The 24,906-nt window shown below is 70.2% G+C and carries 28 protein-coding genes and 4 pseudogenes; 21 read left to right on the top strand and 11 right to left on the bottom strand.

Annotated elements, in window-relative coordinates:
- Window positions 1-8 precede the first annotated feature (8 nt).
- The 3 genes from ACZ4EG_RS08880 to ACZ4EG_RS08870 form a co-directional block, all read right to left on the bottom strand.
- Window positions 9-383, bottom strand: coding sequence for a hypothetical protein (locus ACZ4EG_RS08880; protein WP_467790114.1), 375 nt, complete (start codon window positions 381-383; stop codon window positions 9-11).
- 78 nt (window positions 384-461) lie between these two features.
- Window positions 462-1,145 (bottom strand): TNT domain-containing protein, encoded by a 684-nt coding sequence (locus ACZ4EG_RS08875; protein WP_467790113.1) that lies wholly within the window; start codon window positions 1,143-1,145, stop codon window positions 462-464.
- Between the two features lie 752 nt (window positions 1,146-1,897).
- Window positions 1,898-2,458, bottom strand: coding sequence for a hypothetical protein (locus ACZ4EG_RS08870; RefSeq protein WP_467790112.1), 561 nt, complete (start codon window positions 2,456-2,458; stop codon window positions 1,898-1,900).
- Window positions 2,459-2,554: 96 nt separating this feature from the next.
- Between ACZ4EG_RS08870 and ACZ4EG_RS08865 the strand changes: the two genes are divergently transcribed.
- A complete protein-coding gene (locus tag ACZ4EG_RS08865) occupies window positions 2,555-3,067 on the top strand; it encodes a PadR family transcriptional regulator (protein ID WP_467790111.1) in 513 nt (170 codons plus the stop codon).
- Between the two features lie 53 nt (window positions 3,068-3,120).
- Window positions 3,121-3,705 (top strand): TetR/AcrR family transcriptional regulator, encoded by a 585-nt coding sequence (locus ACZ4EG_RS08860; RefSeq protein ID WP_467790110.1) that lies wholly within the window; start codon window positions 3,121-3,123, stop codon window positions 3,703-3,705.
- A 10-nt stretch (window positions 3,706-3,715) separates the two neighbouring features.
- On the opposite strand, the gene ACZ4EG_RS08855 is transcribed toward ACZ4EG_RS08860, so the two are convergent.
- Entirely contained in the window at window positions 3,716-4,207 is a 492-nt protein-coding gene (locus tag ACZ4EG_RS08855; protein ID WP_467790109.1) for a tautomerase enzyme, read from the bottom strand.
- A gap of 172 nt (window positions 4,208-4,379) precedes the next feature.
- On the opposite strand from ACZ4EG_RS08855, the gene ACZ4EG_RS08850 reads away from it, so the two are divergent.
- Window positions 4,380-5,585: a cysteine desulfurase-like protein gene (locus ACZ4EG_RS08850; RefSeq protein ID WP_467790108.1), complete on the top strand. Its 1,206-nt coding sequence runs from the start codon at window positions 4,380-4,382 to the stop codon at window positions 5,583-5,585.
- A 6-nt stretch (window positions 5,586-5,591) separates the two neighbouring features.
- On the opposite strand, the gene ACZ4EG_RS08845 is transcribed toward ACZ4EG_RS08850, so the two are convergent.
- Both ACZ4EG_RS08845 and ACZ4EG_RS08840 read right to left on the bottom strand, forming a co-directional pair.
- On the bottom strand, window positions 5,592-6,164 hold the full coding sequence (locus tag ACZ4EG_RS08845) for a histidine phosphatase family protein (RefSeq protein WP_467790107.1): 573 nt from the start codon (window positions 6,162-6,164) through the stop codon (window positions 5,592-5,594).
- 118 nt (window positions 6,165-6,282) lie between these two features.
- A complete protein-coding gene (locus ACZ4EG_RS08840; RefSeq protein ID WP_467790106.1) occupies window positions 6,283-6,654 on the bottom strand; it encodes a winged helix-turn-helix transcriptional regulator in 372 nt (123 codons plus the stop codon).
- 122 nt (window positions 6,655-6,776) lie between these two features.
- On the opposite strand from ACZ4EG_RS08840, the pseudogene ACZ4EG_RS08835 reads away from it, so the two are divergent.
- Window positions 6,777-7,425: pseudogene (locus ACZ4EG_RS08835) on the top strand (FMN-dependent NADH-azoreductase).
- Between the two features lie 109 nt (window positions 7,426-7,534).
- On the opposite strand, the gene ACZ4EG_RS08830 reads toward ACZ4EG_RS08835, so the two are convergent.
- The 3 genes from ACZ4EG_RS08830 to ACZ4EG_RS08820 all read right to left on the bottom strand — a co-directional run bounded on the left by ACZ4EG_RS08830 (window position 7,535) and on the right by ACZ4EG_RS08820 (window position 9,092).
- Window positions 7,535-8,431 (bottom strand): squalene/phytoene synthase family protein, encoded by an 897-nt coding sequence (locus ACZ4EG_RS08830; protein WP_467790105.1) that lies wholly within the window; start codon window positions 8,429-8,431, stop codon window positions 7,535-7,537.
- A 16-nt stretch (window positions 8,432-8,447) separates the two neighbouring features.
- Window positions 8,448-8,747, bottom strand: coding sequence for a hypothetical protein (locus tag ACZ4EG_RS08825; RefSeq protein ID WP_453546508.1), 300 nt, complete (start codon window positions 8,745-8,747; stop codon window positions 8,448-8,450).
- A 129-nt stretch (window positions 8,748-8,876) separates the two neighbouring features.
- Entirely contained in the window at window positions 8,877-9,092 is a 216-nt protein-coding gene (locus ACZ4EG_RS08820) for a DUF4177 domain-containing protein (RefSeq protein ID WP_363297899.1), read from the bottom strand.
- Window positions 9,093-9,282: 190 nt separating this feature from the next.
- On the opposite strand from ACZ4EG_RS08820, the gene ACZ4EG_RS08815 reads away from it, so the two are divergent.
- From ACZ4EG_RS08815 to ACZ4EG_RS08800, 4 genes and pseudogenes are all read left to right on the top strand, one after another.
- Window positions 9,283-9,912, top strand: a complete 630-nt coding sequence (locus ACZ4EG_RS08815; protein ID WP_467790104.1) for a DUF6629 family protein — start codon at window positions 9,283-9,285, stop codon at window positions 9,910-9,912.
- A 79-nt stretch (window positions 9,913-9,991) separates the two neighbouring features.
- The gene (locus ACZ4EG_RS08810; RefSeq protein WP_467790103.1) at window positions 9,992-11,143 is read left to right on the top strand and encodes a hypothetical protein; all 1,152 of its coding nucleotides are present in this window, start codon (window positions 9,992-9,994) and stop codon (window positions 11,141-11,143) included.
- Window positions 11,144-11,203: 60 nt separating this feature from the next.
- Window positions 11,204-11,305: pseudogene (locus ACZ4EG_RS08805) on the top strand (kinase); the annotation flags it as partial.
- A gap of 136 nt (window positions 11,306-11,441) precedes the next feature.
- A pseudogene (locus ACZ4EG_RS08800) lies at window positions 11,442-11,717 on the top strand (glycosyltransferase family 2 protein); the annotation flags it as partial.
- A 63-nt stretch (window positions 11,718-11,780) separates the two neighbouring features.
- Here ACZ4EG_RS08800 and ACZ4EG_RS08795 read toward each other — a convergent pair.
- Window positions 11,781-12,344 carry a DinB family protein gene (locus tag ACZ4EG_RS08795; RefSeq protein WP_467790102.1) on the bottom strand — a complete coding sequence of 188 codons (564 nt, stop codon included), beginning with the start codon at window positions 12,342-12,344 and terminating at the stop codon, window positions 11,781-11,783.
- A 217-nt stretch (window positions 12,345-12,561) separates the two neighbouring features.
- Here ACZ4EG_RS08795 and ACZ4EG_RS08790 point away from each other — a divergent pair.
- From ACZ4EG_RS08790 to ACZ4EG_RS08755, 8 genes and pseudogenes are all read left to right on the top strand, one after another.
- A pseudogene (locus ACZ4EG_RS08790) lies at window positions 12,562-12,934 on the top strand (P-loop NTPase family protein).
- Window positions 12,935-13,176: 242 nt separating this feature from the next.
- Window positions 13,177-13,341 (top strand): 50S ribosomal protein L33, encoded by a 165-nt coding sequence (gene rpmG / locus ACZ4EG_RS08785; RefSeq protein ID WP_390706090.1) that lies wholly within the window; start codon window positions 13,177-13,179, stop codon window positions 13,339-13,341.
- A 53-nt stretch (window positions 13,342-13,394) separates the two neighbouring features.
- Complete coding sequence (locus ACZ4EG_RS08780; RefSeq protein ID WP_467790101.1) at window positions 13,395-13,655, top strand: type B 50S ribosomal protein L31; 261 nt, start codon at window positions 13,395-13,397, stop codon at window positions 13,653-13,655.
- A 54-nt stretch (window positions 13,656-13,709) separates the two neighbouring features.
- On the top strand, window positions 13,710-13,832 hold the full coding sequence (ykgO, locus tag ACZ4EG_RS08775; protein ID WP_046586208.1) for a type B 50S ribosomal protein L36: 123 nt from the start codon (window positions 13,710-13,712) through the stop codon (window positions 13,830-13,832).
- A gap of 210 nt (window positions 13,833-14,042) precedes the next feature.
- Complete coding sequence (locus tag ACZ4EG_RS08770; RefSeq protein WP_467790100.1) at window positions 14,043-14,549, top strand: SigE family RNA polymerase sigma factor; 507 nt, start codon at window positions 14,043-14,045, stop codon at window positions 14,547-14,549.
- A 10-nt stretch (window positions 14,550-14,559) separates the two neighbouring features.
- Entirely contained in the window at window positions 14,560-15,084 is a 525-nt protein-coding gene (locus ACZ4EG_RS08765; RefSeq protein ID WP_453546524.1) for a hypothetical protein, read from the top strand.
- Between the two features lie 113 nt (window positions 15,085-15,197).
- Window positions 15,198-16,457, top strand: a complete 1,260-nt coding sequence (locus tag ACZ4EG_RS08760; RefSeq protein WP_467790099.1) for a bifunctional glycosyltransferase family 2/GtrA family protein — start codon at window positions 15,198-15,200, stop codon at window positions 16,455-16,457.
- Window positions 16,454-17,728, top strand: coding sequence for a hypothetical protein (locus tag ACZ4EG_RS08755; protein ID WP_467790098.1), 1,275 nt, complete (start codon window positions 16,454-16,456; stop codon window positions 17,726-17,728). The genes ACZ4EG_RS08760 and ACZ4EG_RS08755 overlap by 4 nt, the downstream gene beginning before the upstream one ends.
- On the opposite strand, the gene ACZ4EG_RS08750 is transcribed toward ACZ4EG_RS08755, so the two are convergent.
- On the bottom strand, window positions 17,729-18,430 hold the full coding sequence (locus ACZ4EG_RS08750; protein ID WP_453546530.1) for a DUF6215 domain-containing protein: 702 nt from the start codon (window positions 18,428-18,430) through the stop codon (window positions 17,729-17,731). It abuts the gene before it with no gap.
- Window positions 18,431-18,717: 287 nt separating this feature from the next.
- Between ACZ4EG_RS08750 and ACZ4EG_RS08745 the strand changes: the two genes are divergently transcribed.
- From ACZ4EG_RS08745 to ACZ4EG_RS08725, 5 genes are all read left to right on the top strand, one after another.
- The gene (locus ACZ4EG_RS08745; RefSeq protein ID WP_363297890.1) at window positions 18,718-18,918 is read left to right on the top strand and encodes a DUF6229 family protein; all 201 of its coding nucleotides are present in this window, start codon (window positions 18,718-18,720) and stop codon (window positions 18,916-18,918) included.
- A 218-nt stretch (window positions 18,919-19,136) separates the two neighbouring features.
- Entirely contained in the window at window positions 19,137-22,013 is a 2,877-nt protein-coding gene (locus ACZ4EG_RS08740) for a type 2 lanthipeptide synthetase LanM family protein (RefSeq protein WP_467790097.1), read from the top strand.
- 83 nt (window positions 22,014-22,096) lie between these two features.
- The gene (locus ACZ4EG_RS08735; protein ID WP_467790096.1) at window positions 22,097-22,660 is read left to right on the top strand and encodes an SMI1/KNR4 family protein; all 564 of its coding nucleotides are present in this window, start codon (window positions 22,097-22,099) and stop codon (window positions 22,658-22,660) included.
- Window positions 22,660-23,907: a DUF4241 domain-containing protein gene (locus tag ACZ4EG_RS08730; RefSeq protein WP_467790095.1), complete on the top strand. Its 1,248-nt coding sequence runs from the start codon at window positions 22,660-22,662 to the stop codon at window positions 23,905-23,907. The genes ACZ4EG_RS08735 and ACZ4EG_RS08730 overlap by 1 nt, the downstream gene beginning before the upstream one ends.
- A 109-nt stretch (window positions 23,908-24,016) precedes the next feature.
- Window positions 24,017-24,859, top strand: coding sequence for a hypothetical protein (locus tag ACZ4EG_RS08725; RefSeq protein ID WP_467790094.1), 843 nt, complete (start codon window positions 24,017-24,019; stop codon window positions 24,857-24,859).
- Window positions 24,860-24,906: the final 47 nt, after the last annotated feature.

The raw sequence follows: 24,906 nt of genomic DNA, 5'->3' as shown, positions 1-24,906 counted from the left end.
CAGTGAGCTCAGGAGCCGGCGTCCTCGTCGCCCTCGTCGCCCTCGTGCCGTGCCGCGCGCTCGAAGTCCTCCCAGGCCTGCCGCTGGATCTCCGCGCTGTCCGCGAGCAGATCCTCCAAGGGCGCTGCCTTGCCGGTCGGCGGAGCGAGTGCCCGGATGAGCGTGTCGTAGAGGTACGCGCAGGCGTCGGCCTCGGTGGCGAATCGCCGTATGACGCTGTCCTGGGAGCGTTCGCTCAGGCCGACGCACCAACTGTCCGCCGTACGACGCAGAAAGTAATGGGCATCGGGTCGGGCGGGTACGGCGGGGACACCGGCGATCTCGTAGAACGCCTCGGGAACGCCCGCCTCGCGGAGTCTTTCGACGAGTTCTGCTCTGTCCATCAGGTCGGTCGGTCCTGTCCGTGGTCGCCCGGGTGGTCTCCGGCGCTGTTGCCCGAGACCACCCAGGGTCTGCCGCGGTCAGGTTACCGGCAGCTCTTCCAGGTTCTTCAGCATGACGAGCTCGGGGATCGGCTTGTCCGTGAGGTACTGGAGCCCCTGGCCGGGCTGGCCGAACCAGGGCCTGATCGGGCCCGCGTGGACGGTGAACGACTTGAGGACCCGGTAGAGGTGATAGCCGTACGGGTGGGCGGGGTCGAAGGTGTCGAGGTTGCTCGGCGGAATCGCGCGCTTGGCGTACGGCGTGCCCGCGGGCGCGAGGAAGCGGCCGAAGCCGCTGCCGAAGAGGTCGAGCAACTGCCCCGCGCGGAGCGTCAGATCACGCTCGACCGGCTTGCCGTTCTGGAGGACGAAGCCGTTGTTGTCGGGGTACCACCAGCCGGACTTCTCCGTCTGCGGATCCGTCTGCCAGTAGCAGCCGAGGAACCAGTAGGCGTCCGTCCCGTCCGTGCGGTGATAGCCCTTCAGGATCTGGCCGAGGGCGCCCGTGCGGGGAAGGTCCGCCGGTCCCAGCCGCCAGTCGTGCATGAAGTACTTCTGGAGCGCCGGTGGCGCGGAGTTGGTCCCGCGGCCGCGGTTCTCGGTCGGGCAGTGAGCGATGCCGACCGCACCCTGGTGGGCGGCTTGAGCCGTGGCCGGTGCGATGCCGACCATCAGGAGCAGCCACGCGAGGGTGCTCCCCATGAGAGCGCGCAGTACGCGCATCCGGTATCCCTTCTCTCCCTGGCGCCGACCGGCGCCCGCGCTTCGATGCAGGGCCCAGTTCAGGGGCGGCATATGCGGGAGGACCGAAGAAAACGCAGCCTGTCACCCGAACCGGTGGGCACAATTCATCGAATGGCCGAAGGGCCGGACACCGTGCAGCCGGGCGGTGCTTGAGAAAGGCAGAGGGAGGCCACGCATGGAGGTCCGATCGGTCGTCGGGCGAGGCGTCCGCGTGGGCGCGCGGGTTGGGGCATGGCCCGCGGGAATCCTCGCCGGCGGGTGCCTGGTCGTCGCCTTCGTCTTCCTGGTCGGGGGCCGATCGGGGACCGTGCGCACGCTCGTCACCTGGGGTGTCGTAGCGGCGCTTGCGAGTATGGCGGCAGGCGTGGTGCTGGGCGCCGGCGCAGCGCTCATGTTGGCGGTCGCACCCCAGCGGCTGCTCGTGCGTCCCGTGCTGAGGGGCACGCTCGCGGGGCTCACCGCCGGTCTGCCGATCGCGGCACTTTCGGTCGCCTTCCTGACAGGGGACGGCTACTCCCTTGCGAGTTACCCCCCTTCGATTCATGTCCTTACGTGGACCGTGCCGCTGGTGATCGCTCTGGTGTTGGGCGCGCACAGCGGCGAGATCGCCGGGGCCAGGGCCGAAGGCCGTTCAGGTGGGCTCGGTCTCGGTGGTGGCGTCGGGGACGTAGGTGACGATTCGGCTGGGGCCGCCGGGCGTGCGGTGCGGGCCGAAGTCGTGCGCGGGGTCGTCATCGGGCCACCTGCCCGGCCTTGGCCTGGACGTAGGCGACGTAGCGGATGGTGAACACCATCGGGACGACGAAGCCCGCGATCTGGATGACCGTCGCGGTGGTGGAGTGGGCGTCTCCGGCATGTGCCACCAGGGCGAGGACGACGGCGGTCAGGACGAAGGCCGCGGTCCATACGGCGGTGATGACGACGTTGGTGCGGATGAACGGCTTGAGCTTCCAGACCTCGGGCGGGGTGGTGCGCTTGGCGATGCCCAGGGTGAACGGCCTGCCGATGGCCAGCGAGACGCCTGCGATCACCGCGAGGGTGCCCGAGGAGAGAGCTGCGGAGTAATCGTGCACACCGGAGTGGGGATCGGCGAAGGCGACGACGGCCAGTACGGCGAAGAAGACCGCCGAGCCCAACTCGATGATCAGCGCGTCGAATCCGGTGCCTGCCCTGACCTGCTGGGCGACGAGCGCCACGGCGACCAGCAGTGCGGCCAGTGCTGACCACTGCCAGTCCCCCGAGGGGAGTACGGCGAAGACGATCCACGGCAGGAACGTACGCAGGTAGGACATGATCTCTCCGTTTCGGGGTTTCTCGCCTGACATGTCAAAAGTAGAACGTCCAGCATCGACATGTCAATACTGGAATATGCGAGGTACAGTGGAGCTATGAGCCTCAGACACGCACTGCTCGGTCTCCTCTCGGAGCGCCCCGCCAGCGGTTACGACCTGCTGAAACGGTTCGAGACCTCGCTGGCCAACGTCTGGCCGGCCACACAGAGCCAGATCTACACGGAGCTGACCAAGCTGGCCGACGCCGGACTGATCACGGTGGCGGCCGAGGGGCCGCGCGGCCGCAAGGAATACGCCCTCACCGAGGACGGGCTGGCCGAACTGCGGCACTGGCTGACCGAGACGAAGCCCCAGCGCAACACCCGTAGTGATCTGCTGCTGCGGGTCTTCTTCCTCGGAGTGCTCAAGCCGGAGCAGGCGCGCGCGTATCTGACCGAGCTCACCGAGTTGTCCGAGCAGAGTTACGCGGAGCTCGACCAGCTGGCGCGGGACATCGACTGGGACGACGACAACCTCTCCGTCTACGGGCGGATCGCCCTGGAGTACGGCCTGCGCTTCAACGCCATGCGCCGGGAGTGGGCCCGGTGGGCCGCCGACCAGATTGCGTAGGGAGTAGGCTATGACGGTCGTTATATCCGGCGGAGTGCGAGGAGAATCCGCAGGTGAACCAGACCAGTCCGCAGACACGCGAACGGATCGTGGCCGGTGCGGCCGACATGATCAGTCGACGTGGCCTGAATGCGACCAGCATCCGTGAGATGGCCAAGCATGCCAAGGCTCCGCTCGGCTCGACCTACCACTACTTCCCGGACGGCAAGCAGCAACTCGCCACGGAAGCCGTCCGCTACGCCGGTGAGACCGTCGCCCGGATCCTGCGCAAGGAACTGCGGGCGGGCCCGGCCGCCGGTCTGCGGGCCTTCCTCGACCTGTGGCGCAAGGTGGTCGTCGACACCGAGTTCCGTGCCGGATGCCCTGTCCTGGCGGTCTCCATCGAGGAGCCGCCGGACGACGAGGTCCCCGCGGCCGTGGCGGCGGCCGCCGGGATCTTCGACGAGTGGGAGGGCCTGCTGGCAGGGTCCCTGCGCGAGCACGGCGCCGACCCCGACCAGGCCGCGCAGCTCGCCACCCTCGTCGTGGCGGCCGTGGAGGGGACGGTCGCCATGTGCCGCGCCAAGCGCAGCACCCAGCCGCTCGACCGCACCGCCGAGCAACTGCAGAAGCTGGTCCTCGCGGCGATCAAGGACTGAGCCGGTGTGCCTAGCCGCGGAGGCCTCCCTCGCCGACCGTCGCGCGGACCGCCCTGACCTTCTCCTCGGTGAACACGCCGCTGTCCAGGAGCGACAGAATGGACAGCACGCCGCCGCGGGAGCCCCAGCTGCCCTCCTCGATGACTTGGAAGTTGACCCACCAGGTCGGTGGCGGCTCCTCAAGACCGCAGGCCCGCGCCATCGCGGCCAGGACGCGCTCGATGACCTCGGCGCGGACCTCCTGACGCCAGTCGTCGTCCATGACGGCCACGTCGATCACCATGACGTCGAGGCTCTCCGCCGTGTCCGCCGGCAGTCGGCCGCCGATGGCCATCATGCCGGGCTCGCGCTCCACGAAGTGCACCTGGAACCCGCCCCGCGCGGCCGGGGCGAACTGGCCGACCTCCGGTACCAGCACGGCATCCGTCAGTGTCTCGGCCGGCGTGCGCCGCTGTTCGAGGTCCAGGCGTCCCTCGCGGGCAACCACGGTGATCACGGTCACGTCAGCTCCTATGACAGTCGTTATAGGAGCAGCGTACGCCGGGTTATGACGAGTGTTATAAGGGGTGCTCGGTGCTGTAAGGCGTCCTGGGTGCTGTCATGGGGGAGAGCCGGATGACATGCTTCCCGCGCCCTTCGACTTCGACCCAGACCAGTCCTGGACAGGAGCACCCGTGAGCTACGACGTCACCGGCGTCCGCGCCCAGTTCCCCGCCCTCGCCGCCGGCATCGCTCACTTCGACGGCCCCGGAGGCACACAGACCCCGCAGCCGGTCATCCAGGCCGTCTCCGACGCCCTCGCCCATCCCTTGTCCAACCGCGGCCACGAGGTGGTGGGGGAGACCAACGCCGAGGCGATCGTCGTGGAGAGCCGTCGTGCCATGGCGGACCTGCTGGCCGCCGACCCCGCAGGGATCGTCTTCGGCCGCAGCGCCACGCAGCTCACCTACGATTTCTCCCGCACCCTCGCCAAGAGCTGGGCCGCCGGCGAGGAGGTGGTCGTCACGCGGCTCGACCACGACTCCAACATCCGGCCCTGGATCCAGGCCGCGCAGCAGGCCGGTGCCACCGTCCGGTGGGCCGAGTTCGACCCCGCGACGGGCGAACTGGCCGCCGACGACATCCGCGCCGTGCTCTCCGGGCGCACCCGGCTGGTCGCCGTCACCGCCGCGTCCAACCTGATCGGCACCCGGCCCCCGATCGCAGAGATCTCCCGTTCGGTGCATGAGGCCGGCGCGCTGCTGTACGTCGACGGCGTCCACCACGCCGCCCACTCCCTGGTCGACATCGACCGGCTCGGCGCGGACTTCTACACCTGCTCGCCGTACAAGTTCCTCGGCCCCCATCACGGGGTCCTCGCCGCCCGTCCCGAACTGCTGGAATCCCTCTACCCGGACAAGCTGCTCCCGTCGACCGACACGGTCCCGGAGCGCTTCGAACTCGGCACCCTGCCCTATGAGTTCCTCGCCGGTACGCGCGCGGCGGTCGACTTCCTCGCCCGCCTCGACGCCACGGCGACGGGCACGCGCCGAGAGCGACTGGCCGCCGCGGCCGCGGCCCTCGAAGGACACGAGGACGTCTTGCGGACGCGGATGGACAAGGGCATGTCGGAACTGGAGGGGATCACGATCCACTCCCGCGCGGCCGACCGCACCCCGACCCTGCTCCTCACCTTCGATGGCCGCGACGCGACGGACGCCTACCGCTTCCTGGCGGCCCGCGGCGTCCACGCACCCGCCGGCTCCTTCTACGCGCTCGAAGCCTCCCGGCACCTCGGCCTGGGCGACACCGGCGGCCTGCGGGTGGGTCTCGCGCCGTACAACAACGCGGCGGACGTCGACCGGCTCCTGGAAGGTCTCGCCGACTTCCTGCGGTCCTGAGGCGCGTCAGGCTGCCCCGAGCCGGCTCCCCAGCCCCACGTTCCAGCGTCCCGCGCGACCGCTGAACTCGGTTGCGGTCAGGGGCGGTACGTCGAGACGCCAGAAGGCGGACTCCGGCGCTCCGAGCACATGCAGGGTCGCGGCACGGACGACCTCCGGCTCCACCACCGCCACGGTACGGCCGGAGAACTGTGCGGCCCCGTCCAGCCAGTGCGCAACGCGCAGGCACAGCTCGTGCACCGACTCCCCGCCGTGCGGCGCCGCCTGAGGATCCGTCAGCCAGCGAGCCATTCCGTCCGGCTCGGCGGTGCTGACTTCGTCCAGGGTGCGGCCTCGCCAGCGGCCCATGTCCAAGCCGTTCAGCGAAGGCGAGTCGGTGGCGTCGAGGCCGAGCGCCGAAGCCGTCTCCCGACAGCGGATGGTGGGCGAGGTGAGGGTGCGGTCGGCAGCCGGGAGGGCATTGGCGGCCGAGCGGGCACAGGCAGTGCCGGCCGAGTCGAGCGGGGAACCGTCGTCGAAACGGGCCTGGCGGAGGGCCGCGTTCATCGCCGGCGAGATCAACATCACCCGACTGGTCATCCATTGACTCCGTTGCTCAAGCACCGCTGCTCAGGTGCGCGTCCGGGGCCGACCTGTGCGCCCTTGGCCGTACCCCTGTGCGGCGATCGGGCCGTCGCCGGTGCGCCGGCCGCGACCGTCACTTCCAGGCCGTCTCCACGCAGGGCCCGGTCTCCGGCAAGTGCTTCTTCGCCCACTCGCCGAGCTCCTTGAGTGCGGGCTCCAGCGCGGCCCCGGACTCGGTCAGCCGGTAGGAGACCCGCAGCGGCGGTCCTTCGTCGACCTCGCGCACCACGAGTCCGGCGGCGCCGAGCTCGGCCAGCCGGTCGGAGAGCATGCGCTCGCTGATGCCGGGGACGGCCCGGCGCAGATCGGCGAAATGTGCCGGTTGTTCCACCAGTACGGCCACGATCGGGCCGCTCCAGCGCTTACCGAGCAGCTGGAAGACGCGAGTGATGCCGTCGTCCACTCGCTTGCATGCCGCCACCTCGTGGTTCTGATCCGCCGCCATGGGATCAGGGTATCGCCCTGCCGTGAGGGGATGAAAAAAAGTAAGTACCTGTGTTAGATATAGCCGAGTACGAAAACTTAGCCCGTGGGCTTCGCCTCGGGCTCGCTCTTCTGGAGACACGCATGGCCACCTTGCTGCACATCGACTCGTCCGTCTTCCCGAGCGGGGGCTCCGCCTCCCGTGCCGTCGCGGAGGCCTTCCGCAAGACCTGGCAGGAGCAGCACCCCGACGGCACGGTGATCTACCGCGACCTGGCCTCGAACCCGGTCCCGCACATCACCGCCGACGCCCACACCGCCGGATTCGCCGATCCCGCGGCGCACACCCCGGAGCAGGCGGCGGCCTTCGCCGAGCGTGAAGCTGATCGAGGAGCTGGAGCAGGCGGACGCGGTGCTGATCGGCGCACCGATGTACAACTTCACGATCCCGTCGACCCTCAAGGCATGGCTGGACAACGTGATCCTGATCGGCCGTACCGCCGGTGAGGCCCACTCCGCCAAGGGGACCCCCGTCACCGTCGTGGCCAGCCGCGGCGGCTCCTACGCGCCGGGCACCCCGCGTGAGCCCTTCGAGTACGTCCAGAACTATCTGACGGCGATCCTCGCCGACACCCTCGCCCTGGACCTGGACTTCATCGTCCCCGAACTCACCCTGGCCCCCCACAACCCGGCCATGGCCGAACTCGTGCCGCTCTTCGAGTCCTCCCGGGAGCGTGCCCTGCAGGACGCGGCAGCCAAGGCGAAGGCTCTTGCCGAGCGTCTTGCCGCGTAACAGCGGCTGACTCGGCGACTGCTCAGCCGCCGGTTGCTCGAACGGGGAGCGGGCGAGCACGAGGAACGCTGCGCTCGTCGCGTGCGCCCGCTCCCCGTTCGGCCGCTGTCTACTTACGCCGACGAGCGCTCATGAGTACCCGCAGCGCAGCCACCGGCGACGGGCTCGCCGAGCCGTGCAGCAAGCGTGGCCCCCGCGCGAGCACCGCTTGCGCGGTCAGCAGTTCCATGTCGACCAGGGCGGTCAACAGCACCCGGCAGGGGGCCGTGGTCAGGGCGGGCAGCTCCCGGGCGGCCGCCAACGATGCCTGTGCTGCCGCGACTTGGTGGTTCACCAGCTCGGCGAGGCCCGCCGGCACCCGGCCCGCGGCGAGGTCTTCGAGCGTGACGGCGTGGCGTGCCAGCGCCTGGGCGGAGATGCCGATCCGGCTCTCACGCAGGTCCTCGGCCAGATCGTTGACGAAGTCCAGCCGTTGACTTCCGTCGATGAGCGTCCGACACGCTGCCCGGAACGGGGCAATGTCGGTGTCCGGCCCGAGCAGCACGCCGACCAGCATGAAGGCCGGCAGTGAATAGGCATCCAGGTAGGCCTGGTAGTCGGCCTCCGAGGCGAAGCCGCCGAACTCCAACTCCGCGGTGGCGGTGCACAGATACGACTCCACCGCCTCGCGCAGCCGCGGATGGGCGGCCACGGAGTGCACGAGCGTGCGGACCAGAGGATCGTCACTCACCCCGGAGTCCAGCCCCTTGCGAACCTGCTGTTCCCACGCTGCCCAGGCCGCGAACCGCTGTGCCTCGGGACCGGAGTCCAGCAGGTTGTCACCGTGATCCATCACGGCCGTCGCCGCGACCACGTGCGGCAGCAACGGCCGCGGCAACAGCAGCCGGGCCGCCAGGTAGGCGGTACGGCGGGCGCGCGCCACGAGCGCGCGTTGAGCGTCGTAGTCGCTGCGCAACTGCGGGTCCCGTATCCCCGCCGCATCAAGACTCTCGTTCCATGCGCTCATGGGGATGATCGTAGGCCTACTTCCGCAGGGCCCATGTCTGGTACACGTGCAGCCACTCGTCGAGGGTGACCGGTCGCTCGTCGGGCGCGTCGGATTCCCATATGATCCAGCACCCGGCGTGCTCAAGTGCGGTGCGTACGACGGCCAGGAGCGGGACCAACTGCTCGGCGCTCGCCATTCCCCAGGGGCCGCCGTGGTGAAGGAGCCGCCACACGTCGTACTCGGTGCCCTCCATCCAGCCGGCGCGATACGCCGCCTCGGAGACCTCCGACATCGCCTCGGCGAGCGCGCGCTGCTGCGGGGTGAGGTCGGACATGCGGCCCAGTATCGGCTCTCAATGGGCGGCGCGGACCCGGCGTTGACGGTGTCGACGTGGCCAGTGGCACCCGGCCGCCCGCTTCCCTCCGGGCGGGCGGGTGCTTGGCATGGTCTGCGGTCGGGGCCGTCAGCCGCGCGGGCGTTCGAAGGTGAGGAGGAGGCCCTCGACGGCTCCGGGGCCTATGCGGCCCTTGACGTCGGCGGAGGTGATGGCCTTGAGGGCCCAGCCGTCCTCCGCGTGCTTGTTGAGGACCTTCTCCAGCTTGTCGCTGTCCAGGGCGTCGCCGATCAGCGACTCCCGGAACGTGACGACCTTGTACTCGTATGTGTAGGGGCTGCTCATGGTGCGGAGTCCTCCTGCGGGTCGGCCCGGTCGGGCCGGGGTGCGATGGCCGGGGTCAGCCAATCATCCCCGGGGACCGATGGGTACCTCGGGGCGGCTGTCGTGTCACCCGGGCCGCCTGGGTGTCGAGGACGCAGCGTGATCCGCGGCGAGGGTGGATGCGCACGACGACGGACCTCATGGTGGCGTGATGTGCTGGAGTGCGACGGCCGATCTCGTGGCCGGCACCGGTGTGGCGGCCGTCGGGGTGGCCTGTGTGGCACGCGTGCGCAGGCGCCGGGATCTTCCGCTCGCCGCCCTGCCGTTGCTGCTCGGGGCCCATCAGATCGTCGAGTCGATGGTCTGGGAAGCGGGCGGTGGCAGTGGACCCGCCACCGTCGTCTGGGCCGTCATGGCGCTGCCGCTGCTAGCCGTCTGGGTCCCGGTGGCCGTGGTGTGTGCCGCCCCGCCGGGGGCCCGGCGTCGGCTGACGCTCCCCCTCGCGGCAGGAGTACTGACGGGCGTGGTGCTCGCGTACGCCGTTGCCACCGGCCCGGTGACGGCCGAGATCCGCGGCCGCACGGTCGGCTACGCGGTCGACCTCTCCCATCCACAACTGCTCGTCGCGGGCTACCTGCTGGCCACCGTCGGCTCGTTGCTCCTGTCCGGTGACCGGCGGGTGGTGGTGCTGGGGATCGTGGTCGCCGTCGGCGCGCTTGTCTGCTGGACCCCGTGGCGCCTGGAGTTCGTCTCGACCTGGTGTGCGCTCGCGGCTGTGTGTTCGGCGGTCCTGCTCGGTTGGGCGGGTGCGCGCCCGGTCTCCTCGGAAGTGCGTACCTGAAGCGGCTGGTTGACCGCGCAGGTGGGCGATGATGGGACCCGAGGTCATGGCCGAGGAGCCCGAAGGGGGAGGGGCAGGGATGGCTGATCAGCCGGTGTTCGTCGTGGGGGAGGGGCTGGAGGCGCTGGAGGCGACCGCGTTCGCCGCGGAGGAGGAGTTCCAGGAGCTACTGGCCAGGCACCCGCGTGTCCTGGACTTCGGGACCCTCTCCGACGGGCAGCCCTTGCGGCTCGTGCTGGTCGCGCGCGAGATGGGGGTTCCGACCAGCGCGGAGAGCGGGTCGGTGTACCGGCTGGACCACCTCTTCGTCGACGCCGACGGGGTGCCTACGCTGGTGGAGGTCAAGCGGGCCACGGACACCCGCCTGCGCCGGGAAGTCGTGGGCCAGATGCTCGACTACGCCGCGAACGCCGCCCGGTACTGGCCCGCCGCGCTGTTGCAGCACTCTTTCGAGGAGACCTGCCGGGCCGACGGCCGCTCCATGGAGCAGGCGTACGGGGAACTGCTCGGTGAACGTTCCCCCGAGGACTTCTGGGCGACCGTGGAGGAACGTCTGGCCGCCGGGCAGATGCGACTGCTGTTCGTCGCCGACCGCATCCCGCTGGAGCTGCGGGCGATAGTCGAGTTCCTCAACCGGCAGATGCGCCAGACCGATGTGTACGCCGTTGAGTTGACGCAGTACCGGGGCGACGGAGAGCTGAAGGTTCTCGTACCGCGTGTGTACGGCGAAGTGGCGACGGCGGCGAAGACACCATCGGGCCACGGCGGCACGCAGCGTACGACACGGGCCGAGCTGCAGGCTGCGCTCGACACCCGGTGCACTCCGGAGGTGCGCCGCGTGGCCATGGCGCTGCTCGAACACGCGGAGGTGCGTGGGAAGTTGGTGGGTGGCGCTGGCCGCTGTCCGAGCATGAACGTGCACTACCGCATGGCCGGCGGCGGATGGGTGCCGATCGGCACGCTGTCCCTGTACGAGGACCCCGCGAGAGAGGAGTTCGCCTTCAGCCTGGGGTCGATCGTCATGCGCTTCGGCTTCGACGCGACAGCGGCGTTCGCCGACGCCCTGCCGAGCGCCGGTGGCCTGGACAAACGGCTGCACCAGCTACGGAACACGAACTTCAACGGGTGGCCGTCCGTGTCCCTGGCAGCCCTCGCCGCCGAATCGGGTGCGGTGACAGCGATCCTGACCGCCATCGAGCAACTCCTGGCCGGTCACGAGCCCCGGCCATGACCCCGTTGGCCGCCGACGGCACCACCACGTACATGGTGGCCCTGTACCTGAAGTCCGGAAGTGACCCGGCTGGTCGTGCTGCGCGGCAACAGTGCCTCGGGCAAGTCGTCCGTCGCGGCCGGATTGCGTGACAGACTCGGCCGCGGTCTGGCGATCGTCGGCCTTTCCGAGCGCCTCGGTGACTCCATGGCGCTTCACCTGGGGTAATACGTCGCGAACATGTCCACGACGTGAGCGAGCGATGACGGTCCTGCAGTGAGCATCGGCATCACTGTGTCGATCACTGGAGTCCACTGCCATGTCGTTGCCGCGTACCGGGGTTGTCATCGTGACCATGGGCACTCGCCCGCGGGAGCTGGAAGCCCTGCTCGCCTCCGTGGAGAAGCAGGATGTGCCTGCGACGAAGGCGGAGCTGATCGGCAACGCGACGCTCCTCACCGACGTCTCCTCCGCCGTGACCAAGGTTCCGCTGGAGGAGAATCTTGGCTGCCCTGGTGGCCGCAACGTAGGGCTGAGAATTCTTCGTGAATCGGGCGAAGTCGACGTGGTCGTCGAGCTGGACGACGACGGACTGCGGCCACGGAGCGTCACGGAGTCCATGTAAGTTTCCGAAGCTCGATCGCCGATTACCGAAAAGTCATATTCGGCGCGGTACGGCTCCGTCCTGCCAGCGGTAGAGGTCGCGCAGCAGGGAAATCTCGGCGCCGTGATGGATCAGCTCCCTGTTGACGTGCAGGACGATGCCCTCCATGGGAAACCGCTCGGGACCCACCGTGGGCGGATTCTCCAGGTCAGCGTCCGAGAGTTCGCGGACCCCCGCGTTCCATCTCCCATACATCTCATCGAGCTGTTTTAGTGCCTCGTCAGCGGTCCCCGCGTAGGCGAATGTCTGGGAGTCGACGTCCTGGCCGCCGAAGTGCCATCCGACCCGATAGCCCAGGCACGAGACGATGATGTGCGCCAGCCGCCAGGCAATCGTGGTCACCGGCGCCGGCACCGGATCAGGGGACGCGGAGTCCACCGTCCACTCTCCCGAACCTGCCGACATCGGTGCGGCGGACGTGCCACGTGGGCGGATGCTCCAGCAGCCGCGCACCGGCTCCCAGAAGTACTCCTCATCGGTAAGACCGTCCAGCCGCGGCCGCAGGTTTTTGTGCCAGTACCAGTCCAACTGCTCCGCGAGCCGCTCGCTTCTTGTCATTTCCGCACACTACATACAACGGTGATCTGGCTGCGACCCTCGCGGACGCCGTCGCCGGCCGTGGGCCGCGAGAGCGTACCGCACCGGGAGATGACGCTGGGGGCTGATGTGCCCTTCGGGCCGCTGCCGAGCCGGACTTCCTGGACGCGGAGTATGCCCACGATTCGCATGCGTCCCACAGCCAACTCCCTCGCCACACGTCACGTACGTGCTGAGCATGGAAAGTTGCACAGTGCAAGGGAGCAACAACCGCCACGCTGGCTGGACGTCACGTACACGAGAAAGGCCAGTCGGAAAGGTGGGTCAGGACAACCTCCGCCCGTCGTGCTGCGGGAACACGATCTGCCGGGTGGCGCGAACATCGGTCTGATCGACACGGTTGTGCGCTACGCCCTCGACGCCGGATATCACGTGGTCCTGGAAGGCTGGAGAAGGGGATCTGCGTGAGTGGTGCCGGCCGCTAGATCTGCTGCCCGGGGGGCGTCGAGTCCGTCGTCGGCGCCGACAGCACGCTCGCCGAGACCGTCGGCCGCATCATGCGGGACACGGGCCTGGCCAACCCTTCTGCCGTCGGTCGACACGATCTGTAATCGTGCGGTAGCGGACCGGAGTCGCTCGTCCGTCACGGGCCGTGCTGCTGTCGTCGGGGAGGGAATGACTGCACGGCCTGTCCGGTTGTACGGGCCGTGATCGTGAAGGGGGCGGTGTCCCCGGAGCGTGTACAGCTTCTCAGCTCCCACCCGGAACCCGGGAATGCGGCGACGAGAGCGGCTGTTACATCGGCAGCTGGCATGCCCGGGTCAAGATCGGGATGTGAGTGAAGGAGGAACTCATGGCACGCACCAACACGCGCCCCGTGGTCAGGCTGAAGTCGACGGCGGGGACCGGAGTCACCTATGTGACGCGCAAGAGCCGTCTCAACAACCCTGACCGGCTCGAACTGCGCAAGTTCGACCGAGTGGCGGGGGCGCACGTCCTGTTCCGCGAGGAGCGCTGAGCCCGGCCGCTGCCGCGGACGCAGTCGCCACGCACGCACGAGGAGGAAAACCCATGAGGCCCGGCATTCACCCCCAGTCCCGCCCGGTCGTCTTCCGCGACCGCGCCGCCGACATCACGTTCCTGACCCGCTCCACGGCGGACTCGACCCGGACGATCGAGTGGAAGGACGGCAACACCTACCCGCTGATCGACGTCGAGATCTCGTCGGCCAGCCACCCGTTCTACACCGGAAACACCCGCGTCGTGGACACCGCAGGCCGGGTGGAGCGGTTCGAGCGGCGATACGGCCGCACCGCCTCGGCCGGCCGCTGAGCGCCGACCGCGGTCCGGCTCCCGAAGGAGCCCGGAGGAGAGGAGCAGGCAGCCATGAAGGTGCGCAAGTCTCTGCGCTCGCTGAAGTCCAAGCCCGGCGCGCAGGTGGTACGCCGCCGGGGCGTGACCTTCGTCGTGAACAAGAAGAATCCGCGCTTCAAGGCGCGCCAAGGCTGACGCAAGGCGCGTAAGGACCGACGGGCCGGGGCTGAGCGGCCCCCGACCCGTCCCCTCCGATGGCCTCGGATCCCGAGAGCGGTCCGAGGCCATCGGCATGCCCGGGCCCCGCCTCACGTGACGCGGATCACGCCCGCCGAGTGCAGCGCCGTGGGCAGGCCAGTGCCTTTTCCCTGATGTAGGCAGCCGGCAAGAACGGGGACCGCAGGGATGGAGCAGACAAGGGCCGGTGAGTACGACGAGTTCGTGGCGGCCCGTTGGTCGGGGTTGTTCCATCTGGCCCGTCTGCTCACCGGAGGTGATCGGCATCGGGCCGAGGATCTGTTGCAGGAGTCATTGGTCAAGCTGTGGTTCGTCTGGCCGAAGATCGCCGACGAGGCGCCGGAGGCGTACGTACGCAAGGTGCTGGCCCGCGCCGCCGGACGCTCGGCCCGGCGTCGGTGGTGGGGCGAGCGCCCCGTGGAGGAACTGCCCGAGGTGGTGGCGACGGGCGACATGTCGGCGACCGTGGCCGAGCGTTCGCGGCTGGAGGCGGCACTCGCCCAGCTGAGTCCGCGGCAGCGGGCGGCCGTGGTCCTGCGCTATTACCAGGACCTGCCCGACCGGCAGGTTGCCGAGGTGCTGGGGTGCCCGGTGGGCACCGCGCGGTCCCATGCCTCGCGTGGAGTGGCCCGGCTGCGTCAGCTCCTGGCCGACGTCATCGAGCCGGTGAGGTGAGGAAGGAGCCATGGACCACTTCGAGCGACAGTTGGCGCAACTGATGCGCAGCGCCCAGGAGCACACCCCCTTCGAACCCGAGCAGCGGGAGCGGCTGCGGGCCGGTGTCCGGTCCCGCAGGCGTGTCCGCGCCGTGCAGAGGGCCGCCGGTTCCGCCCTGGCGGTCGCCGGACTCGGCATCGTCATCCTCCTGTGGCCCCACGCCCCGGTCAGGAACGAACCCAGCGGTCCCCACCCGCGGCCCGCGACCAGTCCTTCGGACCCCGCCACCACGTCACCCACGCCGGATGCCACTGAGAGCGAGACCCCCTCCTCGTCCGCGACCACGATCCCTCCGTACACCGGTGGCCCGCCGACGACCTCCGCGCCGCCTGCCACGGACGGGAGTTCGGACCCGAGCAACCCACCCGCGACCGAGTCGGCGGACACGGCCACCTCGGGGAGCACTGTCACCACACCCCCGCCCTCGGCGTCCTCGACGGCACGGGTCGACACGTCCAGCGAACCTTCGTCGGTGGTCAGTCCGAGCGGTTAGCACGCACGGTACACGCCCCGGAGCCCCCTCTTCCCCGCCTCACCTCCTTATCCAACTCAGCACCCCGGTGTGCCTTCGGCATGCCCTACGAACGATCACAAACAAGGAACAACGTGACGAATCCAAGGTCGGCCTCAGCGCTGGACATCGCCCCTCTGCCACCACGGTCACCACTGCCGACGCACCATGACGAACCCGTGCTGGACGTGGCGGTGCCGGTGTTCAACGAGGAGACGGACCTCGAGCCGAACGTACGGCGGCTCCACGGGCATCTGTGGGAGACGTTCCCCTACCCGTTCCGGATCACCGTCGCCGACAACGCCAGCACCGACGCAACCCCGCGGATCGCCGCGCGCCTCGCCGAGGAACTGCCTGAAGTCGAGTGGATACGACTGCCCGAGAAGGGGCGCGGCCGGGCGCTGCACGCGGCCTGGTCGGGTTCGCGGGCCCCTGTCGTCGCCTATGTCGACGTGGATCTGTCCACCGGTCTTGCGGCGCTGCTGCCCCTCGTCGCCCCGCTGATCTCGGGCCACTCCGACCTCGCCATCGGCACACGTCTGGCCCCCGGCTCACGGGTGGTCCGCGGACCCAAGCGGGAGGTCATCTCGCGCGGCTACAACGCCCTGTTGCGCTGCACGCTCGCCGTGGGGTTCTCGGACGCCCAGTGCGGGTTCAAGGCGATACGGCGCGACGTCGCCGAGCGGCTGCTGCCGCTTGTGCGCGACTCCGGCTGGTTCTTCGACACCGAGCTGCTGGTGATCGCGGAGCGGGCCGGGCTGCGCATCCACGAAGTGCCGGTCGACTGGATCGACGACCCGGACAGCCGGGTCGACATCCGCGCCACCGTGCTCGCCGATCTGCGCGGCATCGCCCGGGTCGCCGGGGCGTTGGCCCGTGGCACGCTCCCCTGGGCCGGGCTGACGCGGAGCAGAGCCGGTGAGTCACCCGGCGGGCAGGCCAGGCAACTGACGTGGTTCGCGGTGATAGGAGCGGTGAGCACGCTCGCGCATCTGCTGCTGTTCACGGTGCTGCGCCCGGCCGCCGGGCAGCAGGCCGCCAACGCCCTTGCCCTGCTGGCCTGTTCGATCGTCAACACGGCCGCCAACCGGCGCCTCACCTTCCGGCTGCGCGGGCGGGACGGCGCGCTGCGCCATCAGGCCAGAGGACTGGTGACCTTCGTCGTCGGCCTGACGCTGACCGCGGGCTCGCTCGCCGCCCTGCACCTCGCGGCGCCCACGGCCGGCCACGGCGCCGAACTCGCCGTGCTGGCCGCCGCCCATCTCGCCGCGGCGCTGCTGCGGTTCCTGCTCGTGCGGGCCTGGGTGTTCCGCGCCCGGCCCCGCCGACACCTGACAGGGCCCGCCGCTTCATGAACACCCGCACCGACCCGATGCCGAACTTCACACCAGCCGCTCTGCCTGGCCATGAACCCCCGTCGTTCCCGACTCCCGGCCCAAGCCACCGCATACGCGAGACCGCCCGGCATTACGCCCCCGCCCTGGCCCTGTACGGCGCCCTGAAGCTCCTCGGCTTCTGCACCTTCATGTACCTGCTGCACTCCGCAGGGGACTACCGCACGAAGCACCCACGCTTCGGCGGCGGAGCGCATGCGTGGGACGTCCTGGGCACCTGGGACGGCTGGTGGTACCAGCAGATCGCGATGCACGGATACCACCCGGAGCTGGTGCCGGTCCCCGGTGCCACCGGACTGATCACCCTTGAGGGCAATTCGGCGGCGTTCTTCCCGCTCTACCCCGCGTTGATGCGGCTCACCTCCGAGATCACCGGACTCGGGCCGTACGGCGCGGGCCTGGTGGTCTCCGTCGTCGCCTCGTTCGTCGCGGCCATGGGGATCTTCGCGGTCGCCGAGTTGCTCGGTGGCCCGCGAGCCGGGCTGGCCGCGGCCGGCCTGTGGGCCGTATGGCCCGGTTCCGGCGTGGAGTGGGCGGTCTACTCCGACTCCCTCTACGTGGCTCTCGCCGCCTGGGCCTGCTACGCCGTACTCACCCGCCGCTGGCTCACCGCAGGGATTCTCACCTGCGCGGCGGGACTCAACCGCCCGACGGCCGCCGCCCTGATCGCGGCGCTCGCCTTCGCCGCGGTCAGCGCACTGCGCCACCGCCGGGACGGAGTCCTGCGTCCGCTGGCCGCGATGGCCCTGGCACCGCTCGGCCTGCTCGGATATCTGGCCTGGGTCGGCCACCGAATGGGCGACTACGGCGGCTACTTCACGCTCCAGGCCGGTGCCTGGGCGCATGAGTTCGACTACGGTCGGCAGACCCTGGATGTGCTGACATCCGTCCCGGTGGGTCACTTCGACTACCTCTTCGCGTTCCCCTTCGAGGACGTCATCGGCGTCGGAACGGTACTGCTGGCCGTTGCGCTCATCCCCCTGCTCATCCGGCTGCGGCCCCCGGTGGTGCTGGTCGTCCACACCGTCCTCACCATCGCCCTGGTCCTGAGCAGCCAGCAGATCTTCGGCAACGTCTCGCGCTATCTGCTCCCGGCCTTCCCGCTGTTCATCCCCCTCGCCATGGCCCTGCGCCGCCTCAGCCTGCCCCTCCAGTGCACGCTGCTCGGCATCGCCGCTCTGGCCTCCGGCTCCTACGCGGGCTATGCCCTCTTCGAGCTCGGCGTGCCGTAGTCAGCCGGTGGTCCAGCCCGGCACCGTCGGCAGCACCCGCTCGGCGACGCGGAACAACGCCGCGTCGTCGGGCGGCACGTCGTCCTGGCGCCAGATGGTCACCTCGAAGGTGCCGCCGCCGTCCTTGGGGTTCCTGGCGACCATCAGGCAGCGGGCGATGCCCCCGGGTCCGGTATCGGCCTTGCTGCCGTTGAACGTGATGGCGATGGTCCGGTCCGAGTAGAGGACCGCCTGGTGTCCCAGGACCGTTTGCTTCTGCGCGCTCCGGCCCATGAGGTCGGCCGTCTCGGTGACCGAGAGGTCGTCGTAGGAAGCCGAAAGCTTCACAGAGTAGGTCGGCAGCGTCACGTCCGCCTCGGGCGTGGCGATCCTGGTGCCGCCGGCGAGCTTGAACTCGCTTTCACCGCCCGATGCGGTTTCCGCGTGCTCCGCCGGCGTTCCCAGCAGCTTGGGCAGGTCCGGACGGTTCAGCGCCGTGCACAGCTGCGCCCCGGACACACGCTTCGACGACTGCTTCTTCGTCGGAGTGCTTGAGGTATGGGTGCTCGAGCAGGCGGCCGGCTTGCTGTCACTGGCGCCGTGCCCGGAGACTTTGTCCAGCCCCCACATGCCGCCTATCAGGCCTCCCACCAGCACCACTGCCGCAGTTGCCTGAACCCCCGCACTCGGGCCCTTCTCGGATTCGACGCGATCGTCGGCCATGTCCCCCCACCTTGCTGTTCGCGCCCGATGCGCGCGCTGCGGAGCCTAATCGGTGATCGTCTTGTGGGGAAACAGAGTTATGACTGTGAAGATCAGGCTTGCGGCGCACCTGAGTCGGGCGCGCCCTGTGCCGGGGGCCGTGCCGTCGCCCCGGACGCCTCACGGACCACGACACACCGCACGAACAACGCATGACTGTGGCCGGATTAGCCGTCTGAGGGGTGTTCGAAGCCGGTGATACTCAGGGCTGGGCAATCCGCCCGATTTCCTACGTCCGGAGGCCGCTGATGCCCCAGACCCGTGTTCACACCGCCGCCGTGCTCGACGCCTGGCTGTCGGGTGCCGAGAGCGCGTACGGCCAGATCAACCCCGCCGGGCCGCTCTACGTCGGCGGCGCAGCCGCCGAGGCCGCGCTGACCGACCCGAGCGACTCCCTCTACGGCTTCTGTTCCAGCCCGAGCGGGTCGCGCGGCAGTTGGTGCTGCTGATCGCCTGGGGCGTCACCAGACCCTGGGGCGCCACCACGGAGTGAGGTCCGAAGAAAGGAGCGTGGGGAACCGCGTGCCGAGCACGGCCGGTCGCGCGGTTCCCCACGTGGGTTCGGGGCGTCTGGCAGGGCGCGGACGCGCGGCGGAATGCGGAATGCGGAATGCGGAATGGGGGCGGTGGACGGGTGAGCGGATCGGCGCCGGAACAGACGGAACAGGTGGAACAGACGGAACGGACGGAGCAGGCGGAACAGGCAGACGAGACGGGAGGGGGAAGAAAGAGCGACGAGACGGAGTGGTTCACCCAGCCCGTACGCGGCATCGCCCGTCCCTGGCGGGAGGACCTGGCCCGGCGGTTGACTGCCGTGGACGCGTTGGGTCCCGCGGAGCGGGACGTGGTGCTGGAGGCCGGCCACACCGCCCTGCTCAGGTCCCTGCACGCGAAGCTGTCCCGGCTGTTCCTGATCGAACTGCACGCACTGCGTATGGCGGCGGGCGCCGGGCCCGCCGACGGCGGTGCGACCGGGGCCGGTTCCGACACGGACACATGGGCCTCGTTCATCGAGCAGGCCTGCGAGGAGGGCTATCTCGACCGGCTGGCCGGCCGATACCCCACCCTCGGCTCGCGGATCGCGGCCGTGGCACGGCTGTCGGTGGCGGCGACAGTGGGCTTCGCCGAACGGGTCGCCGCGGACCGCGAGTTGCTGCGGCCGTTGCTGGGTGCGCCCGCGGGCGAGTTGCGAGGGGTCGCGTTCGGGGCGGGCGACAGTCACCGCGGCGGCCTGACCGTCAGCCGGGTGGACTTCGCAGGCGGCAGCGTCATGTACAAACCCCGTCCGTCCGAGGCCGATGTGGCACTGGGCGCGCTGTTGGACGAACTGTTCGAGGGCTTCCCCGGTGCCCCGGCGCCGCACGAGCGCATCCGGGTGCCGCGCACACTGGCGCGCGAGGGCTACGGCTGGGCCGAGTTCGTCCGCCACCGCTACTGCGCGGACGACGCCGAACTCACCGCGTTCTACCGCAACGTCGGTCACTGGCTCGCCGTCCTGCGCTTCACCGGCGGCACCGACATGCACGCCGAGAACATGATCGCCGAGGGCCCGGTGCCGGTGATCGTGGACGCCGAGACACTCTTCGACGCCCCCGCGCCCTTCCCGCCCAGCGGCCGGGGCGACGCCGTGGACGTGGCCGCAGCGGCCATCCGCCGTACGGTGCTGCGTACCGGACTGCTGCCCGTACGCGGCACCGGCTTCGCGCTCGGCGGGGTGGACATCTCCGGGGTCGGGGCGCTGCCCGGCCAGCAGCCGCTGATCCCGAATCCGGTGATCGCGGAAGGCGGCACCGCCGCGGCCCGCTTCGAGGTGGACCTGGTGGCCATGCCCGGCGCGGGCAACCACCCCAGCGCCACACCGGTGCTGAGCGCGTACTGGGACCGGATCCTGGCGGGTTTCCGCGAGATGACGGCGTATCTGCACCGGCCCGGGAACGACCCGCATCTCCTGCTGCGCCGCTTCGAGGGCGCCCAGGCGCGACGCATCCTGCGGCCCACACAGGCGTACGTCGACATCGGCCGGATGCTGTGGCACCCCGCCTCCTTGCACGACGAGCCGGCGGCCGTCGAGCGCGCCCGGGACATCCTGCTGCGCAACGCGGAGGTGCTGCCCGGCGCACCGACGGACCGCGCCGCCATCGACGGCGAGATCGCGGAACTCCTCGCCGGCGACGTACCGATGTTCACCTTCACCGTGGACGCGGCGGCCGTACGGACCACGGTCGAGGACTGGCGCACCGCCGACCTGGCGCTGGAGGAGTCGGTGATCCAGGACGCGCTGGTGGGCGCCTACCTAAATGAACGTTCTTTGCCCGCGCGAGTGCAGGAGGCCGCCCGCGACCCGCACGCCCGCGACCGGGAGTGTCGCCGCCGTGAGTTGGCCGCGCAGATGGTACGGCGGCTGTGCGACGGTGCGGTGCGCGGCGAGGACGGTACGGTCACCTGGATCAGCCCCGTGTTCACCCCGGCCGGATGGTCCATCCGAGTACTCCCCGCCGACCTCTACACCGGGCAGGGCGGAGTTGCCCTGACCCTCGCCGAGTACGTGACCGAGGTGCGGGCAGGCAGGGCGGACGAGGTGCCGGGAGTCGCCGAGACGTACGAGGGGGCACTGCGGGTGCTGCTCAGCACCGAGGACAAGACGCCGACGCCGTCACCCGGGGCGTTCAGCGGTGCCGCCTCCCAGGTGTGGACGTGGCTCGCGCTGCACCGGGTGCTCGGTGACGACTTGCTGCTGGAACGGGCCGCCGAGAGAGCGCTGCTGCTCGCCGAGGGGCGACTGGTCGAGGACGACATCGAGGTGGACCTCCTCAACGGGGCGGCCGGCGCAATCGTGCCCCTGCTCAACCTGGCCGCGGCGACCGGGCAGGACCGCTGGCTCGGCGCCGCCGCGCACATCGGCCGCCGGCTGGCCGGGCTGGCCACGGTCGACGCTAGCGGCGCCCGCTGGACGACCCGGCTCAACCCCGAGGGCATCGGCGGATTCGCCCACGGTGCCAGTGGCATCGGCTGGGCGCTGGCCCGGCTCGCCCTGAGCGACGCGGGTTCCGCGGCGGACCGGCGTGGCTGGACCCACCTCGCCGAACGGGCCGTCCACTACCAGGAGTGCCTCTACCGGCCCGAGCACGGCAACTGGCTCGACGTACGCGTCGGCGCCGAGGAGGACTTCTTCACCAGTTGGTGCCACGGCAGCGCGGGCGTCGGCATCGGCATGCTCGACCTCCACCGGCGCACCGGCGATCCCGCCCACCTCGACATGGCCCAGCGCGCGGCACGCGCCTGCGCCGCCGAGGGTTTCGGCTGGAGCCACACCCTGTGCCATGGCGACCTCGGCCTGTGGGAGTTCCTGACGTCGATGGACTTCGGCGACCCGGCCGACCTCGACGGCGAGATCCTCACGGGCCTCGAACAACGCGGCCCGGTGGGCGGCTTGGCCCGCGAGGCGTTCTCGCCCAGCCTCATGTCCGGACTCTCAGGAGTCCTCCACACCCTGCTCCGCATGCACCCCGCGGCCACCCTGCCCAACCCCCTGCTCCTGGACTGATGCCTGGGCGCGGTCAGGGCGGTGGGACTCGAACCGATGTCGGCCCAGCACGCGGTGTCAGTGGTGGCTGCTTTCATGGCCCCATGAACACCGAGCAAGCGGATCCGGCCGAACTCAAGGCTCTTCGTGCCGCGTTCGACGTGGACGACGACGGCGAGTCGGCACTGGGCTGGGAGAAGGTCCATGCGTTCGAAGCACGGCACGGCATCGTGCTGCCCGAGCCGCACCGGAGTTTTGTCGCCGAAGTGACCGACGGCTCCTACTCCGGGCCGCCGGACCATGGCCTGCTGGGGCTGGGCGAACTGCCCGACGACTGGGGCGGGGAGGCCGAGGAGCGTGACCTGAGCCGGCCGTTTCCGCTGGTGGAGGAGTGGCTGTGGGAGGACGCCGAGGACGAGCCGGACGACTCCGCCCTCGACGCCGTCATCAACCACGGCTCTCTGGTGCTCGGCACCGACGGCTGCGGCATGTACTGGCATCTCGTCGTCACCGGCCCGCACCGCGGCCACATATGGAACATCACGGACGTCGGAGCCGCCCCCTTCGGCGCCGAGTTCGGACACACCACCGCGGCCGGCGGGTTCGCCGGCTGGGTCGCCCACTGGGCGGAGTCCAAGCCGTGGTTCGACCAGGAGGCCGTGGCCTGATGAGCGACGAGAAGATCATCGACGTTGCCTACGGCGAGGGCTGGGACGCCTCCCACGCGGCCGTGCTCGGACCGATCGGCACCGCCGAGGCGGCCGGACGGGACGCGGCGGGGGAGCCGTACGCGGTGGTGCTCCGGCCGCGTGACGGTGCCGAAGTGATCGTCGCGCACCTGCACCACGCCCGCGACTACATAGGACTGTGGCTGTACGACACGCGGGGGCGCCGGTGCGTCGAGGTGGACCTGAGACGCCTGGCGCAGGACCGGCTCTTCCTGCTGTACCGCCGCGTCTGGGTCTACGAGAACGACGAGGCGCCGGAGTTCGCGCCGGACGCGGCACGCGTGACCCTCCATCTCCGGCCCGACGGGAAGGGACGACAGATCGTCGAGCCCAAGGGCGACCGGGGCGGCTCGCGCCACACCATCGCCGATCTTCCTGAAGCGCAGCGGTGGTTCTCGCCTCCGGCCTTCGGCAAGTGGCTGCACCTGCTTGCGGCGCTGTGCATCGAAGGCGCCGGCGACCACGAACTGCGGGAGAGCGCGGACCAGCCGGACGGCGAGCGTGCCGAGCCCAACTGGCATACGCCCGAGGGGCTGCGGCCGCGACACCTGGACGAGCTGTTCACCGCGGGGGCGCGATTCTCGGACCGCGACGAGGTGTACACCGTCCGCGAACCGACGGCGGCCGGCACGCTGCGGCTGCCCAGTGGCCGACTGGTGGCGCGCGACCCCACGTACGACACGTGTGAGCAGGACGTCGGCTTCACCGTGACCGTGCCCCCCGGCGACTATTCCGTGCAGATCGCCTCCGCCGGGTACGACACCGAATTCTGGGGCAAGTCGATGACCATCGACGAGGACACCGCCGTCCGCATCCTGGTCTCCGACCGGCCGACGGACGGCTGGGAGCCGGCCCTGCTCGACGGCCAGGACACGCGGCTGCTGCGGGAGGGCGAGTTCTACGGCTTCGGGGTGGACAGCGGGACCGGTGCGTTCGTCGATGCCGGCACGGCAGGCGAGCTCGGGCGGCGCTACGGCGACGGTATGGCCAACGGCACGCTGGAGTTGGCCACGGACGAGAACGGCGTCCACATCCTGGAGGACCCGGCCACCGGGACCAACCTCATCGCCTACCCGAGCGGCCGAGGCGACGGCTCGTACCCCGTGTGGATCGGCCGGGACGCGGACGGCGCCGTCACCTGCTTCGTGGCGGACATGCTGATCCTGAACGACGCCGAGCTGCTGTAGCCGGCGCTGCCCCACGCCTTGTATGTCCTCTCCTCGGCCCGTGCCCGACCGTCGGGTGGGACGGCGTTTCGCCCGCCTGCCCGGCCCGGCCGCGGTCTAGGCTCGGCGCGTGGGGCAGCCCGAGCAGCGCGCCGAGGGCGCGGGACCTTTCACCACCCGGGTCACCTGGCGACTCCCCGGCGGCGACACCGCCGTCTGGGAGTCACGGACCGCGCGTCGGCGCGGGGTGCTCGCCGTCCGCCCGCCCGGGGCGGCGGCCGTCCGGCACACCCGAGCGGACCCGGTGGCCATCGCCCGGCTGCGCAGGCTCAACACCCTTGCCGGGATCGCCTTCACGATCGGCGGGGCCTTCTTCGCGGCCGGCGCGGCGGTGGCCGAGTTCGGCTCCGGCGACGCCACGGTGTGCGCCTCGATCTACTTCGCGGGCGGCCTGTTCTTCAACACCGGCGGATACGTCTCGCTGCTCCAGGTGATCAACGCACCGCGCCATGTCGCCGGCGGCGAAGACCGGCTCATCACCCGCCGCTGGCGTTGGTGGAGCTACGAGCCGATGAGGGTGGACTGGCTGAGCACCTTCGTGCTCTTCCTAGGCACACTCGTCTTCGCGGTGAACCTGCTGGACTCTTTCCTGAAGGGGCTGAGCGTCCAGCAGGTCAACCGGCTGATCTGGGTGCCCGACGTGATCGGCTGTGCGCTCTTCCTGGCCTCCGGGCACCTGGCGTTCGTCGAGATCTGCCATGGCGGCCTCTGTGTCCGCCGGCGCAGCCTCGGCTGGTGGGTGGTCGCGGTGAACCAGCTCGGTTCCGTTCTCTTCATGATCTCGGCCCTGGCCGCCTTCACCCGTCCCGTCACCGGCTTGCTGGTCAACACCGCCATCGCGAACTGGGGCACACTCATGGGCGCCCTGTGCTTCTCGCTCGGTGGCCTGCTCCAGCTCTTCGAACACCCCTAGGGCAGCCACGGAGCGACTCGGCCGGCACCCCCTTACGGCAAGGACAG

This window comes from Streptomyces sp. NPDC025638 (assembly GCF_055558775.1).
Note: the sequence above shows the minus strand (reverse complement) of the source record. Positions and strands in the feature narration are given on the sequence as shown.